Annotated in this window: 14 protein-coding genes; all 14 read left to right on the plus strand. The window is 44.3% G+C overall.

From position 1 onward, the window contains the following. Positions 1-499 precede the first annotated feature (499 nt). The gene (locus ACED59_RS04655) at positions 500-1,678 is read left to right on the plus strand and encodes a flagellin (protein ID WP_009848562.1); all 1,179 of its coding nucleotides are present in this window, start codon (positions 500-502) and stop codon (positions 1,676-1,678) included. Positions 1,679-1,759: 81 nt separating this feature from the next. Further along, the gene (flaG, locus tag ACED59_RS04660; RefSeq protein ID WP_017099166.1) at positions 1,760-2,185 is read left to right on the plus strand and encodes a flagellar protein FlaG; all 426 of its coding nucleotides are present in this window, start codon (positions 1,760-1,762) and stop codon (positions 2,183-2,185) included. A gap of 70 nt (positions 2,186-2,255) precedes the next feature. Then, positions 2,256-4,262, plus strand: a complete 2,007-nt coding sequence (fliD, locus tag ACED59_RS04665) for a flagellar filament capping protein FliD (RefSeq protein WP_371731360.1) — start codon at positions 2,256-2,258, stop codon at positions 4,260-4,262. Positions 4,263-4,265: 3 nt separating this feature from the next. Beyond that, positions 4,266-4,571, plus strand: a complete 306-nt coding sequence (locus tag ACED59_RS04670; protein WP_009848559.1) for a flagellar protein FliT — start codon at positions 4,266-4,268, stop codon at positions 4,569-4,571. Positions 4,572-4,583: 12 nt separating this feature from the next. After that, positions 4,584-4,994 (plus strand): flagellar export chaperone FliS, encoded by a 411-nt coding sequence (gene fliS, locus ACED59_RS04675; protein WP_009848558.1) that lies wholly within the window; start codon positions 4,584-4,586, stop codon positions 4,992-4,994. 226 nt (positions 4,995-5,220) lie between these two features. Continuing rightward, positions 5,221-6,684, plus strand: a complete 1,464-nt coding sequence (locus tag ACED59_RS04680) for a sigma-54 dependent transcriptional regulator (RefSeq protein WP_017099169.1) — start codon at positions 5,221-5,223, stop codon at positions 6,682-6,684. A 197-nt stretch (positions 6,685-6,881) separates the two neighbouring features. Beyond that, entirely contained in the window at positions 6,882-7,922 is a 1,041-nt protein-coding gene (locus ACED59_RS04685; RefSeq protein WP_371704900.1) for a PAS domain-containing sensor histidine kinase, read from the plus strand. A 33-nt stretch (positions 7,923-7,955) separates the two neighbouring features. Further along, entirely contained in the window at positions 7,956-9,365 is a 1,410-nt protein-coding gene (locus ACED59_RS04690; RefSeq protein WP_017099170.1) for a sigma-54 dependent transcriptional regulator, read from the plus strand. A gap of 132 nt (positions 9,366-9,497) precedes the next feature. Beyond that, positions 9,498-9,809 (plus strand): flagellar hook-basal body complex protein FliE, encoded by a 312-nt coding sequence (gene fliE, locus ACED59_RS04695; RefSeq protein WP_009848554.1) that lies wholly within the window; start codon positions 9,498-9,500, stop codon positions 9,807-9,809. 15 nt (positions 9,810-9,824) lie between these two features. Further along, positions 9,825-11,567, plus strand: a complete 1,743-nt coding sequence (fliF, locus tag ACED59_RS04700) for a flagellar basal-body MS-ring/collar protein FliF (RefSeq protein ID WP_017099171.1) — start codon at positions 9,825-9,827, stop codon at positions 11,565-11,567. Then, on the plus strand, positions 11,560-12,618 hold the full coding sequence (gene fliG / locus ACED59_RS04705) for a flagellar motor switch protein FliG (RefSeq protein ID WP_012603439.1): 1,059 nt from the start codon (positions 11,560-11,562) through the stop codon (positions 12,616-12,618). The genes fliF and fliG overlap by 8 nt, the downstream gene beginning before the upstream one ends. Before the next feature lie 126 nt (positions 12,619-12,744). Continuing rightward, positions 12,745-13,545, plus strand: coding sequence for a flagellar assembly protein FliH (gene fliH, locus ACED59_RS04710; RefSeq protein ID WP_017099172.1), 801 nt, complete (start codon positions 12,745-12,747; stop codon positions 13,543-13,545). Next, positions 13,545-14,864: a flagellar protein export ATPase FliI gene (fliI, locus tag ACED59_RS04715; protein WP_009848550.1), complete on the plus strand. Its 1,320-nt coding sequence runs from the start codon at positions 13,545-13,547 to the stop codon at positions 14,862-14,864. Before fliH ends, fliI begins: the two co-directional genes overlap by 1 nt. A gap of 22 nt (positions 14,865-14,886) precedes the next feature. Next, positions 14,887-15,324, plus strand: coding sequence for a flagellar export protein FliJ (gene fliJ / locus ACED59_RS04720; protein WP_009848549.1), 438 nt, complete (start codon positions 14,887-14,889; stop codon positions 15,322-15,324). Positions 15,325-15,474 lie beyond the last annotated feature (150 nt).

Genomic DNA, 15,474 nt, shown 5'->3' on the forward strand with positions numbered 1-15,474 from the left:
AAGCAAGCTCCGAACTCGGCACTTAGCCTACTAGGTTAATCGGTTGAAAGGCCACATTGACCATGTGCATTATTGTTTATAATCGTCAATGTCAGGCTTCCACAAATTAGCTCGTGGTGAGAGATGAGCGCTAAATAAACCCAGCTTCGGCTGGGTTTTTTATTGCCTGCTATTTGGCTAGGGTGAATTTGGAAAAAGTGCAATGTTGGTTGATAGAAGAAAAAGCGAGATCCTCTATCACGTTCGTTCCTCACAGTAGGGAATGACCGAGTCGGGAAATGATGATCTACTTCGCGTTTTTTTTAACATTGAAAATAATACGAAAAAAAATGCATTTTTTATTAAAGCTTCTAGTTAAGGGGCCGTTAAAGGGATTGAGAGAAATGATATGTACCAATGTAAGGTGAGAGAGACACTGGTATATAAAACAAAATAACATGTGTTTTTGTGAGGTGAGAGTCACATAAGTGCATGAAAAAATGCCTAAAGGAGATCAACTATGGCGATTAATGTAAGCACAAATGTGTCTGCAATGACGGCTCAGCGCTACCTAAATAGTGCGGCTGAAGGTACTCAAAAATCAATGGAGCGTTTGTCTTCTGGCTATAAAATCAATAGCGCAAAAGATGATGCTGCAGGCCTACAAATCTCTAACCGCTTAACGTCGCAAAGTCGTGGCCTAGATATGGCTGTAAAAAACGCGAACGATGGTATCTCTATTGCACAGACAGCTGAAGGTGCAATGAATGAGTCAACCAATATCCTGCAACGAATGCGTGACCTTTCTCTTCAATCTTCAAATGGTTCAAACACGAAATCTGAACGTGTTGCAATTCAAGAAGAAGTCTCTGCTCTAAACACTGAGCTTAACCGTATCGCTGAAACGACCTCTTTTGGTGGTAATAAGCTTTTGAACGGAACTTTCGGTAGTCAATCTTTCCAAATTGGTGCAGATTCTGGTGAAGCAGTAATGCTGACAATGAATAATATGCGTACCGATACTGAAGCGATGGGCGGTAAGAGTTATAGCGTTGCTGAGGGGAAAGATACGTCTTGGCGCGTAGGTGAAGATTCTGTCCTAACGATGAAGTACCAAGATCAGTTTGGTGACGTTCAAGATCTGTCGATTACTGCGAAAAAAGGTAATGACATGGAAGAACTTGCCACTTACCTAAACGGTCAAAGCCCGGATGTTCAAGCTTCGGTAGGTGAAGGCGGTAAATTGCAACTCTTCGCTTCAAGCCAAAAAGTTGATGGTAATGTTGAGTTTGGCGGCTCTCTTGCTGAAGAGCTAGGTCTTGGCTCTGGTAAAGATGCAGAAGGTAAAGAGATTCCTGGCAGCAGCAAGGCTATTGTAACGGATGTTACTGTTAACGACATTGATGTAACTTCTGTTGCAGGTTCAAACAACGCTGTATCTATTATTGACGGTGCCTTAAAGGCAGTAGACAGTAATCGTGCCTCTCTTGGTGCATTCCAAAACCGTTTTGACCACGCAATCAGCAACTTAGAAAATATTAACGAAAACGTTAATGCGTCTAAGAGCCGAATCAAAGATACTGATTACGCAAAAGAAACAACGGCAATGACGAAGTCTCAAATCTTACAACAAGCGAGTACTTCTATTTTAGCTCAAGCAAAACAATCACCATCAGCAGCTTTAAGCTTATTGGGCTAAACTTACTTCAGTAAGTAACGGTAAACTCTACTGTAGGTGGAGTTTTACTGTTAGGCTCATAAAGTTGGGAGGGAGAGTGTTATGGAAATATTATCTAACGCATCGAACATCCAGCCTTATGGCTCACCTAATGGCATTAAATTTGCAAGCGATAAAGGTAGTAGTGCGTCGAGTACTTTACAACCGAAAGAAACAACATCTTATGACAAGGTAGAAAAATCGAAAGAGATGGCTACCGAAGCGGCGATTAAATTAGCTCAACATAGACAAGAGTTAAATGATGCGGAGCGAGTCAAAATGGTGGAGAAGGTAAACGAATTTATATCTTCTCTCAACAAGGGTGTTGCTTTTAAGGTTGATGAAGAGACTGGGAGAGATGTGGTTACCATTTATGAGACCACAACGGGCGATATTATTCGCCAAATTCCCGATGAAGAAATGCTCGAAATTCTAAGGCGCCTAGCAGCCCAAACCTCGAATAGTGGAATATTGGAGGCTAAGGTTTAAGTCGTATTATTGAGGTGGTTTAATGAGTTTTGGCCCAATGGGGATTTCGTCTGGCATGGATATCAATTCCATGGTCAGCAAAATTGTTGATTCGGAGCGTGTGCCTAAACAGCAACAAATCAACAATGAACGAACGCGAATCGACACCAGCATTAGTGCCTATGGAAGACTCAGAGAGTCCCTTGATTCGATGAAAAATCTGATGACAAGCTTTCGCCAGGATAAAGCTTTTGCTGTACGAACAGTAGAAAGCTCTGATGAAGGTCTTGTCTCTGCAACCGCGACTACCGAAGCGATCGCTGGCAAATATGCTATCGATGTGTTGCAGCTTGCCCAGAGCCATAAAGTGGCTTCTGATGTACTATCAGAGGACATGAAATTTGGCCCTGGTAAGCTGCAGGTTTCGCTTGGTAAAGAGAGCTTCGAGACACAAGTTAGTGCTAACTCAAAACTGCGTGATGTTGTTAGAGCAATTAACAGTGCCGGGGATAATCCGGGTGTTCGAGCTTCTATTATTAATGATAAAGAAGGACCACGGTTAGTCCTCGCTTCAAATATGTCTGGTGAAGACAATCAAATAAAACTCCACGTTGACTCTGAAGATAACAACCCTCTAAAAAAATTAGAATATAAAACCCTATCGGAAAGACTGAAAGCCTTAGAAGATGCTCGCTCAGTAGCGCAAGGCGTCTTGGCTGATGCTCCTCCCAAATTGGATGCCGACGGTAACCCTATTCCAGACGGCTTCGCTGTTCCTCTGCGAGACGCTAACGGAAACACTATATTTGATGTAAACGGTAATCCTATTTATGAAAGAAAATCGGAACCCGTCGTTGAACCCGAAGATCCTTTCGCTGAGTTTGACCGTGACAATTTAACTTATGGTCAAGCTGCGGCAATGGCTGGTCAGAAGGCGCTAGATGCGGCAGCTTTAGCGGCTTCAGGGATGCCAGAAGATACAATCCCTGGGTGGAACAATACCGCTTCAGGTACATTACTCGATTCTTTTTTTAGGCCTGAACTTGAGCTTGACGAAAAAGCCATAGAGAAAGCCGCTGATATTCCAGGGTGGTCAAATACTGCCGCTGGTACGTTGACGGATTCTTATGTTACTCCCAAAGAAGCGCAGCAGAAACTCGATGCCGAGAAAGCCAGAATAGAAAGTAAATTGGTTGATGAACGTTCTGAGTTAGCGAAGAGAGTTGAAAGGGGTGAACTAACCCCACTACAGGCTCAGCAATTAGAGAGAGCTAAATTATCTCCAGCAGAGCGAGCACACTTAGAGAAGGTTGATAAAGCTCAAGCTGACCTTGCGGTAGCTCAACAGTCTTTTGACCAATACAGCGGTATGACTGAAGTGCAAGCAGGACAAAATTCTATGGTTGTTCTAGACGGCATTGCTCAGCTCTCTAGCAATAACAATGTGATTGAAGATGCCGTTGAAGGTATTGATATTACGGTTAAAGGTAAAACCCCTAAAGATAAGCCGCCAGCAGAGATTGGTGTTGAGTACGACCGTAATCGTGTTCGTGAAGATATTGAAGCTTTTGTTAACTCTTATAATCAGTTTTACCAAGTATCTAAAGACTTAGCGGGTGTCGATCCACTGACTGGTCAAAAAGGCCCTCTCTCTGGCGACAGTACAGTACGCAGTGCAGATTCACGATTGAAAGGTGTGTTCTCATCAAGTATTGAAGACGCGCCAGACAATCTAAAGTCTTTGACTGAATTTGGCATCACCACCACAAGACAAGGCTCGCTAGAAATCAATTACGATATGCTTGACCGTCAACTCAACAATCACTTTGATAAGTTGGGTGAGTTCTTTGGTGGTAACAATGGCTTCGCTAAAAAAGTCGAAGATGCGATTCAAGGGATCACGGGTGTTACCGGTTCTATCCGTACGAGAGAGAAGAGCTTGGTCGAACAAAACTATCGGTTGGTTGATGACCAAGTCGCACTCGATCGCCGTATGGATAGCCTGCAGAATCGCACGCACTCCAAGTTCACTGCTATGCAGGATGCGACCAGCAAGATGCAATCTCAGTTAGGCAGCATGATGAGTGCAATGGGCTAATAGATGAGCAAACTGCTTCAAGAGCTTTGTGAGCTCGATCAATTAATTATGTCTAAGCTCGAATTTAGTGAAATTAATGCTGAAGAAATCGTGCATCTTGTCGATAACAGAGAACAGTTATTGCAAAACGTGCTTCAATTAATCGATTCATATCCCGACGTTAAGCAAAGCTCCGAGTGGTTTGAAGCCATTTCGAGAACAAGACAATTGGTCGAACTGATGCAGTCTGAGACTGGTCTAGTAGGTAAAAACTTACATAAATACCGACATGCTGCCAAATCAGTTCAACAATACAAAAAGTTTTTATAGAAGAGGTTTACTATGCGCGGTTCTTTACAGGCATATAAAAAGGTATCAGTGGATAGCCAGCTTACAGCTGCCTCACCGCATAAAATTGTTCAGATGCTAATGGCTGGTGCTATCGAGCGCTTAATTCAAGGTAAAGCGGCAATGCAAGCGGGCAACATCCCGGTGAAAGGTGAGCGACTGAGTAAGGCTCTAGATATCATTATTAGCCTACGTAGTTGCCTATCAATGTCTGATGGTGGCGACATTGCGAAAAATCTAGATCAACTTTATGAGTTTATGATCACGCAAATTTCTGCTGCAAATCACAAAAATGATCCTCAGCCAATTGATGATGTTATCGATATTATCCGCGAAATTAAGAGCGCTTGGGACCAAATTCCGAATGAATATCACAATTTAACGTCTGCGGATGTTGGTATTTAAAGAAACATCCCAGTTTAAACCAATCGCATATCTCTGAATTGCTTGGTTGCCTTATTTTTATAATCAAATAAAATAGAAGCCATTAGATAGCCTAATGGCTTTTTTCGTTGCTGGTTTCCTAGATTTGTCCACGTAGATCATAATCATTGATATTTTCTCTGTTTTGTCTCTTACGTCGCTTACCAATTTCCGCATCGCACCAAAATAAAGGCAATAATTCCTACTTATGCAAGGTTTGGCAAAACTGCTTGTCGTCGATGATAACGCTCAAAATCGTCACAATTTAAGCACAATATTAGAGTTTGTAGGAGAGAGCTGCGAAGTAATCAGCTCTGAACAAGCCCACAAAGTTGACTGGTCCCTACAGTGGGCCGGTTGCATCATTGGTTCAATTAAAGCCAAAGGCTTCGCATTACTGAATGAAAAGCTTGTTCATGTTAATCACATCCCTTTACTGGTGATTGGCAAAAACGATTACCCGGTTGACGAACTTACTAACTTTGTTGGTGAACTCGAACTTCCTCTTAACTACCCGCAATTAAGTGATGCACTAAGACACTGTAAAGACTTCTTAGGCCGTAAAGGCGTTCAAATTGTACCTTCAGCGCGTAAGAATACGCTTTTTCGTAGTCTAGTTGGGCAGAGTGTTGGTATCCAAGAAGTTCGTCACTTGATTGAACAAGTCTCTTCTACTGAAGCAAACGTACTGATTCTTGGTGAGTCAGGCACGGGCAAAGAAGTTGTAGCACGTAATGTACACTATCATTCTAAACGTCGTTCAGGACCTTTCGTTCCCGTAAACTGTGGCGCTATACCGCCAGATTTGCTCGAAAGTGAACTGTTTGGTCATGAGAAGGGCGCGTTTACTGGTGCAATTACCGCACGTAAAGGCCGTTTTGAGTTGGCTGAAGGTGGTACACTGTTTCTTGATGAAATTGGTGATATGCCAATGGCGATGCAAGTTAAGTTGCTTCGCGTTTTACAAGAACGCAGTTTTGAACGTGTAGGTGGCAATAGTACCATTCAAGCTGATGTTCGAGTGATTGCGGCAACACACCGCAATCTTGAAAACATGATCGAAGATGATTTGTTCCGTGAAGATCTTTACTATCGCTTGAACGTTTTCCCAATTGAAATGCCATCGCTTCAGGAGCGAAAAGAAGATGTTCCCCTATTGCTTCAGGAGTTGATGACCAGAATGGAAGCTGAAGGTGGCATGCCAATCTGTTTTACTCCCCGTGCAATCAACTCTTTGATGGAGCATTGCTGGCCGGGCAACGTACGTGAGTTAGCTAATTTAGTTGAGCGAATGGTTATTTTATATCCAAATAGCTTGGTTGATGTGAATCATCTACCAACTAAATATAGATACAGTGATATCCCAGAGTTTCAGCCAGAGTTTAATAATTTTGTATCAGAGGAAGAGCAAGAGCGAGATGCTCTTTCTGACTTGTTCTCAGAAGACTTCAGTTTTGAGCAGCACGATGAGCTTGCTGACAATGCGAACGCACCTCAAGATTTACCCGCTGAAGGGGTTAACTTGAAAGAACTGCTCGCTGACATGGAAGTGAATATGATCAATCAAGCGTTGGAGGCTCAGGGCGGTATTGTTGCTCGCGCTGCTGACATGCTTGGAATGCGCAGAACCACTCTGGTCGAAAAAATGCGTAAATATAACTTGCAGCGTTAGTGCCTATTTTCGATGAAAACGAAAACTAGTACACACTTTAGCATTTTAGCATTTTAGCTTTTTTGGCAACTTTAGCTAAACGAACAGATAAACCATAGTCGAGTTGTTGCTTGCTTAACTATTTGATAAATATAGCAAATGGCCTGACTTGTGTTGTACATGTCAGGCTGTTTTAGTATTTGAGGCAAATTTTTGACATGCACCTATCTAACGAACCAGAAAATCAATCACACCTAGATTCTGTTGAGCAACAGGTTGAGCGCTATAAGCAAGTGCTCGATGTTATGCCTGCGGGGGTTATCTTGTTAGATACGCATGGTGAAGTGAGAGAAGCGAATCCTGAAGCACACCGTATTCTCGGGGTTGAGCTGGTTGGCGAGAAATGGTTTTCGGTAATACAAAATGCCTTTGAACCAAGGGACGATGATGGGCATGAGATCTCATTGAAGAATGGGCGAAAAGTGCGCTTAGCGATTTCAGCCTCGACTACAGGTCAGCTTATTTTGATTACAGACCTGACAGAAACTCGCCTACTTCAGTCTCGTGTGAGCGATCTTCAGCGCTTATCTTCACTTGGTAGAATGGCCGCTTCGCTTGCCCATCAGGTTCGCACGCCGCTTTCTAGTGCGATGCTGTATGCATCAAACCTTGCCGCGCCAAATTTGCCGCCGGCAACAAAAACGCGTTTTCAATCTAAGCTGATGGATAGGTTGCATGATCTAGAGAAACAAGTGAATGACATGCTGTTGTTTGCCAAAGGTGGCGACAACAAGGTGGTTAAGCCATTCACCATCGCGGAACTCATCATTGAGTTTCATCCTATGGTGGAGGCTGCGTTAAAAAGCAACCAGATTGATTATTGTCAGGAAGTTGAAGATGAAAAGACTCAAATGTTTGGCAACGCCAATGCTATCGCTTCTGCTTTAAGTAACCTAGTTTTGAACGCGGTTCAAATTGCTGGCAAGAAATCGCAGATTGATGTGTTTTTTAGACCCGTAAACGGTGAACTTAAGATATCAGTGCAAGACAGTGGCCCCGGAGTGCCTAAAGAACTACAAGGTAAGATTATGGAACCTTTCTTTACCACTCGTTCTCAAGGCACAGGTCTAGGTTTAGCGGTTGTACAAATGGTATGCCGAGCACATGAAGGTCGACTGGAATTGATATCAGAAGAGGGTGACGGCGCATGCTTTACCATGTGTCTACCGTTGGAAAGAAGCTCTTCTTCTGAAGACTAATAAGTTTTAACTGAATTTACACTGGAGAATCCTATGGCTCAAAGCAAAGTGTTAATCGTCGAAGATGATGAAGGTCTACGCGAAGCCCTTGTCGATACACTCGCGCTTGCTGGTTATGAATGGCTGGAAGCGGATTGTGCGGAAGATGCTCTGGTAAAATTGAAATCAAACTCTGTTGATATCGTGGTCTCTGATGTACAGATGGCCGGTATGGGCGGTTTAGCATTGCTAAGAAACATCAAGCAGCATTGGCCAAATCTTCCGGTTCTATTGATGACGGCCTATGCCAATATTGAAGATGCGGTCGCGGCAATGAAAGAAGGCGCTATCGATTACATGGCAAAGCCATTTGCTCCAGAAGTGCTGTTAAACATGGTGAGCCGTTACGCTCCCGTAAAGTCGGATGACAATGGCGATGCTATCGTTGCCGATGAGAAAAGTATCAAACTAATGATGCTGGCTGACAAAGTGGCTAAAACCGATGCCAACGTGATGGTGCTAGGGCCAAGTGGCTCTGGTAAAGAGGTCATGTCTCGCTATATTCATAACGCCTCGAGCCGTAAAGACGGTCCTTTTGTTGCGATTAACTGTGCCGCGATTCCAGATAACATGTTGGAAGCAACACTGTTTGGCTACGATAAAGGTGCGTTCACCGGGGCGATTCAAGCTTGTCCGGGTAAATTTGAGCAAGCTCAAGGCGGTACTATTTTGTTGGATGAGATCAGCGAAATGGATCTCAGCCTACAAGCGAAATTGCTGCGAGTGTTGCAAGAGCGCGAAGTTGAACGTCTTGGTAGCCGCAAGAGCATCAAATTGGATGTCCGTGTTCTAGCAACCAGTAACCGCGACCTAAAACAGTATGTTTCTGAAGGGAATTTCCGTGAAGATTTATACTACCGACTGAATGTATTTCCAATTACTTGGCCAGCACTGTGTGAACGTAAAGGTGATATTGAGCCGCTTGCGAAGCATTTGGTGGAACGTCATTGTACCAAGCTTGGAATGCCTGTTCCTGTTCTGTCTGAGCAAGCCATTAGTAAACTCGTCAATTATCCGTGGCCGGGAAATGTACGTGAGCTGGATAATGTCGTGCAGCGCGCTCTAATTTTGAGTGAGCAAGAAAATATTTCAGGCGAACATATTTTACTTGAAGGTGTGGATTGGCAAGACGCAACTGGACTACAACAGATCGTTGAAGGGAACAGTGTTGCAGCGCCAGAAATTAAGCCGATTGCTGAAGCGAATCCTATCAATAAAGTCGTGGCAGGCAGCGAAGGGCTTGGAAATGAACTTAGAGATCAAGAGTATGCGATCATTCTCGAAACATTGATTGCTTGTCATGGTCGACGTAAAGATATGGCTGAAAAGCTAGGCATTAGCCCTCGTACATTGCGTTATAAATTAGCGAAAATGCGTGATGCTGGAATAGACATTCCAAATTGAACATAAATTAGTAGTGTCAGCTTTCTGACTAGTGTATTACGATAGCTAGTCAAATTGATGCATGGCACGTTAATTGCTCTGTCAATAATACAGCTAAATAGATAGTCATAATTTTGACTCCTGAGGTAGTAAATGAGAATAGATGGTTTACAAGGCGAAATGCAGGCAATGATGGTTGAAGCTGCCAGCACGCGTCCTGCTGCAACGGGCCAAGCGGTTGGTGCAGATTTTGGCAACATGCTGACTAATGCCATCAATAATGTGAACTCATTACAAAAGACCTCTGGTAATCTTCAAACTCGTTTTGACAGTGGCGATCAAAGCGTGTCTTTATCTGACGTGATGATTGCTCGTAATAAATCTAGTGTGGCTTTTGAAGCGACGATCCAAATTAGAAATAAATTGGTCGAATCGTACAAAGAGCTGATGAACATGCCGGTATAAGTTGGGTAGTAAATAGTGGCAGATAACAGTCAAACAACAGATTTAACCGTAAGCGATAGCAACGACCACGCACTTATTGCAAGTTCTGATCTAGATGGAGAAGGGCAAAATACCGATTTAGGTGAGCGCAGTTCATCTAAGTTCGATATGGCCGTCGGTGATCTCGATTTGCTTCGTCAAGTCGTCTTAGTTCTTTCTATCTCGATCTGTGTAGCGCTTATTGTAATGCTGTTTTTCTGGGTGAAAGAGCCAGAAATGCGTCCATTAGGGGCTTACGAAACAGAAGAGTTGATCCCGGTTCTTGATTATTTGGATACGCAGAAGATTGAGTACTCTCTTGAAGGGAATACCATCTCGGTACCAGCGAGTGAATATAACTCATTAAAGCTAAATATGGTTCGAGCGGGTTTGAACCAAGAGCGAAACACCGGTGATGATATCCTCATGCAAGACATGGGTTTCGGAGTATCACAACGTTTAGAGAAAGAGCGTCTTAAATTAAGCCGTGAAAGACAGCTTGCTAAAGCTATTGAACAGATGAAGCAGGTACGTAAAGCTCAAGTTTTACTTGCCTTACCTAAGCAAAGTGTCTTTGTTCGTCACAATCAAGAAGCCTCTGCCTCAGTATTCCTGACACTTAAAACGGGGACGAACCTCAAGCAGCAAGAAGTTGATTCTGTTGTGGACATGGTGGCCAGTGCCGTTCCGGGGATGAAAACTTCGCGAATTACGGTGACCGATCAGCATGGCCGACTTTTGAGCTCTGGCTCTCAGGATCCGATGTCAGCGGCACGCCGAAAAGAGCACGAGTTAGAGCGTAATCAAGAGCAAGCGCTACGTGAAAAAATTGACTCTATTTTGATTCCGATTCTTGGGTTTGGTAACTACACGGCTCAGGTTGATATTCAACTCGACTTTAGTGCTGTGGAACAAACAAGAAAGCGTTTTGATCCGAATACTCCAGCAACCCGAAGTGAATACACATTAGAAGACTATAATAACGGCAACGTTGTGGCTGGTATTCCAGGGGCTTTGAGTAACCAGCCTCCTGCTGATGCTTCGATTCCTCAGGATGTGGCTCAGATGAAAGATGGTACGATGATGGGGCAAGGTTCGGTTCACAAAGAAGCGACCCGCAACTTTGAGCTGGATACTACCATTAGTCATGAGCGAAAACAGAGCGGCACGGTTAATCGTCAGACCGTATCTGTTGCAATCAAAGATCGCCAATCATTGAACCCTGATACGGGAGAAGTGGTTCACACCCCAATTCCAGCAAGCGAAATTAACGCGATACGTCAGGTATTGATTGGCACTGTGGGTTTTGATGAAAACCGCGGTGATTTACTCAATGTTTTAAGCATGCAATTTGCACCTCAAGTAACGGATATTGTTGCTGACGTACCAATTTGGGAGCATCAACACTTTAATGATTGGGTTCGTTGGTTTGCGAGTGCGTTGGTTATTATTGTTGTCGTATTGGTGCTGGTTCGCCCTGCAATGAAAAAACTGCTTAACCCAGCAGCAGACGATGACGATCAAATGTACGGCCCCGATGGCATGCCAATTGGTGCTGACGGCGAAACCAGTTTAATTGGTGGTGATATTGAAGGTGGTGAGTTATTTGAATTTGGTTCAAGTATCGACCTACCTAACCTTCACAAAGATGAGGACGTACTGAAAGCAGTACGTGCACTTGTAGCGAATGAACCAGAGCTAGCAGCTCAAGTAGTTAAGAATTGGGTGGCAGATGGCTAACGAAATTGTTCCACAACAAGCAGAAGGTGGTGAGCTTGATGTCGCAAGTGTCGATATCGAGTCTATCTCAGGCGAAGAGCGCGCTGCGATCTTGTTGCTAAGTTTAAGTGAAGAAGATGCTGCGGGTATCATTCGCCACCTGGAACCTAAACAGGTTCAGCGTGTTGGTAGTGCAATGGCTCGTTCAACGGATTGGTCTCAAGAAAAAGTAGGTGCTGTGCACCGCGCTTTTTTAGATGATATTCAGAAGTACACCAACATCGGTATGGGCAGTGAAGACTTCATGCGTAATGCGTTGGTGGCTGCTCTAGGTGAAGATAAGGCGAATAACCTTGTTGATCAGATCCTTTTAGGTACTGGTTCTAAAGGTTTGGATTCTCTTAAGTGGATGGACCCTCGTCAGGTGGCAAGCATCATTATCAACGAGCACCCACAGATTCAAACGATCGTACTGTCTTACTTGGAATCGGATCAGTCTGCTGAGATCTTGTCTCAATTCCCTGAGCGTGTTCGTCTTGATTTGATGATGCGTATTGCTAACCTTGAAGAAGTTCAACCTTCAGCTCTCGCTGAATTGAATGAAATCATGGAGAAACAGTTTGCGGGTCAAGCGGGTGCTCAAGCTGCCAAAATTGGTGGCCTGAAAGCCGCTGCTGAGATCATGAACTACATGGACAATAATGTAGAAGGCATCTTGATGGGGCAAATTCGAGATCAAGACGAAGACATGGCAACACAGATCCAAGATCTTATGTTTGTCTTTGAAAACCTTATTGAAGTTGATGACCAAGGTGTTCAGCGATTGCTGCGTGATGTCCCACAAGACGTTCTACAGAAAGCGCTTAAAGGTGCTGATGAAAGCCTACGTGAGAAGATCTTCAAGAACATGTCTACGCGTGCAGCTGATATGATGAGAGACGATATTGAGGCGATGCCGCCAGTTAAAGTCTCTGATGTAGAAGCGGCTCAGAAAGAGATCTTGGGTATTGCGAGGAAGATGGCAGACAGTGGCGAGATTATGCTGTCTGGTGGCGCCGACGAGTTCCTTTAATACAGAAACCTCAAGAGCCCCACATTGTTGGGGCTTTTCTTTATCCAACTTCAAACCACAGATTAACTACCGTGTAATTGCTTGAATCTACAACGCAGTTGGACGAACTCATAGATAGGTACTGATATGTCAGGTGATAGAAAACGTGGCTTCCTTCGCCCTGAAGAAGATAATACGGTTGCCCAACCTCAGAAATGGGGGCTGCCTGACTATACCTCTGATGTGAACAAACAAGCCAAAGAAACGGCTTTTAACTACGATCCTGGCTGGATGCCAACGGTTGAAGAAGCCATTGAAGACGAAGAGCTGGTTCTAACTGAAGACCAAATCGAACTGATCAAGCAAGGCGCTTATCAGGAAGGGCTTCATCAAGGACAAGAGGCTGGCTTTAAACAGGGCTACGAAAAAGGCAAAGAAGAAGGGTTTGCCGCAGGTCACGAAGAGGGTAACGAAGCCGGCAAACTTGAAGGCGTTACTGCTGGTCAAGAGTACATTCAGCAGCAAGTCGCCATCTTTATGGGGCTAGCCAACCAGTTCGCTCAGCCATTAGAGCTGATGAATGCTCAGGTAGAGAAGCAACTGGTGGACATGGTGCTGACTATGGTCAAAGAAGTGGTTCATGTTGAAGTGCAAACCAACCCACAAATCATACTAGATACCGTGAAAGAATCGGTAGAGTCATTGCCAATCTCAGGTCACGCGATCACATTGAAGCTAAACCCTGAAGACGTTGCAATAATACGCTCAGCGTATGGCGAAACGGAATTGGACTCTCGTAATTGGACGTTGGTATCAGAGCCTGCACTTAATCGCGGCGACGTACAAATTGAAGCGGGTGAATCGAGTGTTAACTACCGCATGGAAGAGCGCGTGAAGAACGTCATTCAAAGCTTCTGTGGTGTAAATCGTCATCAAGGTTATGAGTAATGCTTGAGTTAGCGAACCGTCTTAGCCAATACAAAGTCGAGGGGCTAAAGTCGCGACCAATTGCATCAGGCAAACTAGTTCGTGTTGTTGGTCTAACGCTTGAAGCGACCGGCTGCAAAGCGCCAATTGGCAGCTTATGCTTAGTAGAGACCATGTCTGGTCAGATGGAAGCCGAAGTGGTTGGCTTTTCTGGCGATAACCTGTTTTTGATGCCCAGTGAACAAATTACCGGGATCTTACCGGGCGCTCGCGTGACACCGATGACATCAGAAAGCGGTATCCCTGTTGGAATGGAGTTGCTTGGTCGTGTTATCGATGGCGTAGGTAATCCGCTTGACGGTTTAGGTCCAATCTATACCGAGCAACGCGCTTCCTTTAATGCTGAGCCAATCAACCCTTTAGCTCGTAAACCTATCTCTGAGCCACTTGATGTTGGCTTAAAAGCGATTAATGGCTTACTAACGGTGGGCAAAGGGCAGCGTATCGGCCTGTTTGCAGGTTCCGGTGTAGGCAAGTCGGTCACGCTTGGGATGATGACTCGTGGCACAACCGCACAAGTGGTTGTGGTGGGATTGATTGGTGAGCGTGGACGTGAAGTAAAAGAATTTATTGAAGAGATCCTTGGCGAAGATGGTCGTAAGCGTTCTGTTGTGGTCGCCGCTCCTGCGGATTCGTCTCCATTGATGCGTTTAAAAGGCTGTCAAACCGCACTGGCTGTAGCCGAGTATTTCCGAGACCAAGGTCTAGATGTTCTACTACTGATGGACTCATTGACTCGTTTCGCTCAGGCGCAGCGTGAAATCGCTCTGTCTGTGGGTGAGCCGCCAGCAACCAAAGGCTATCCGCCGTCTGTGTTTGCCAAGCTTCCTGCGCTGGTGGAGCGAGCAGGTAATGGTAACGATGAACAAGGTTCTATCACTGCTTTCTTTACCGTGTTAACAGAAGGTGATGATTTACAAGACCCTATTGCCGATGCATCGCGAGCGATTCTTGATGGTCACATTGTTTTATCTCGTGAGATGGCTGATGCTGGTCACTATCCCGCGATTGATGTTGAGAAATCCGTCAGTCGTGTTATGCCTCAAATCACCACCGAAGAACATGTCTTGATGTCGAAAGCCGTTAGACAAGTGCTGTCTATATGCCGGAAAAATCAAGATTTGGTTTCGATTGGTGCTTACAAGCCGGGAACAGACCCTGCAATCGACAGTGCTTTCACTTTGAAACCGAGGTTGGACGAGTACTTACAACAGAAAATGAAAGAAACGGTTCCCTATGATATGTGCGTCAACATGTTAAAGCATGTGTTAGGCGGTTAGGTCGTGTTGAATAAGGTCAATCATGGATAACGCGTTAGAATTTCTTCTCGATCAAGCGAAAGACCAAGAGAACCAAGCTGTATTGGCGCTGAATCAAGCGAATGTCGAGCTGCAGGGTTACTACGAACAGGTCGAACAGATTGAAAAATATCGACTTGATTACTGCCAGCAACTTGTTGACCGAGGTAAGGCCGGATTAACGGCTAGCCAATATGGTCACTTAAACCGTTTCTTAACGCAATTAGATGAAACGCTCTCTAAGCAGAGAGAAGCGGAACACCACTTTAAAAATCAGGTCGATAACTGCCAAAACTATTGGATGGAGTTACGAAAAAAGCGTAAATCCTACGAATGGTTGATGGAGAAAAAGCAGAAAGAAAAAGCAAAGCTGCAAGATCAAAGAGAGCAAAAGCAAATGGATGAGTTCTCGACTCTGTTATATAGCCGAAAGAAGATTTGAACCTAATTCACGAATGACGCAAGTGTTGCTCTGCAGATGGCAGACTTAAAACTTATAGGCATGTTTCTTGCTCTGTTTTATATCAAATTGCGAGTTATGCTCACCAAAGGCATAAAAAGCACCCGACTTTCTTTTTGTTGTCTGATTCAA

Origin of the sequence: Vibrio sp. FF266 (assembly GCF_041439695.1) — a bacterium.
GTDB lineage: Bacteria > Pseudomonadota > Gammaproteobacteria > Enterobacterales > Vibrionaceae > Vibrio > Vibrio tasmaniensis_A.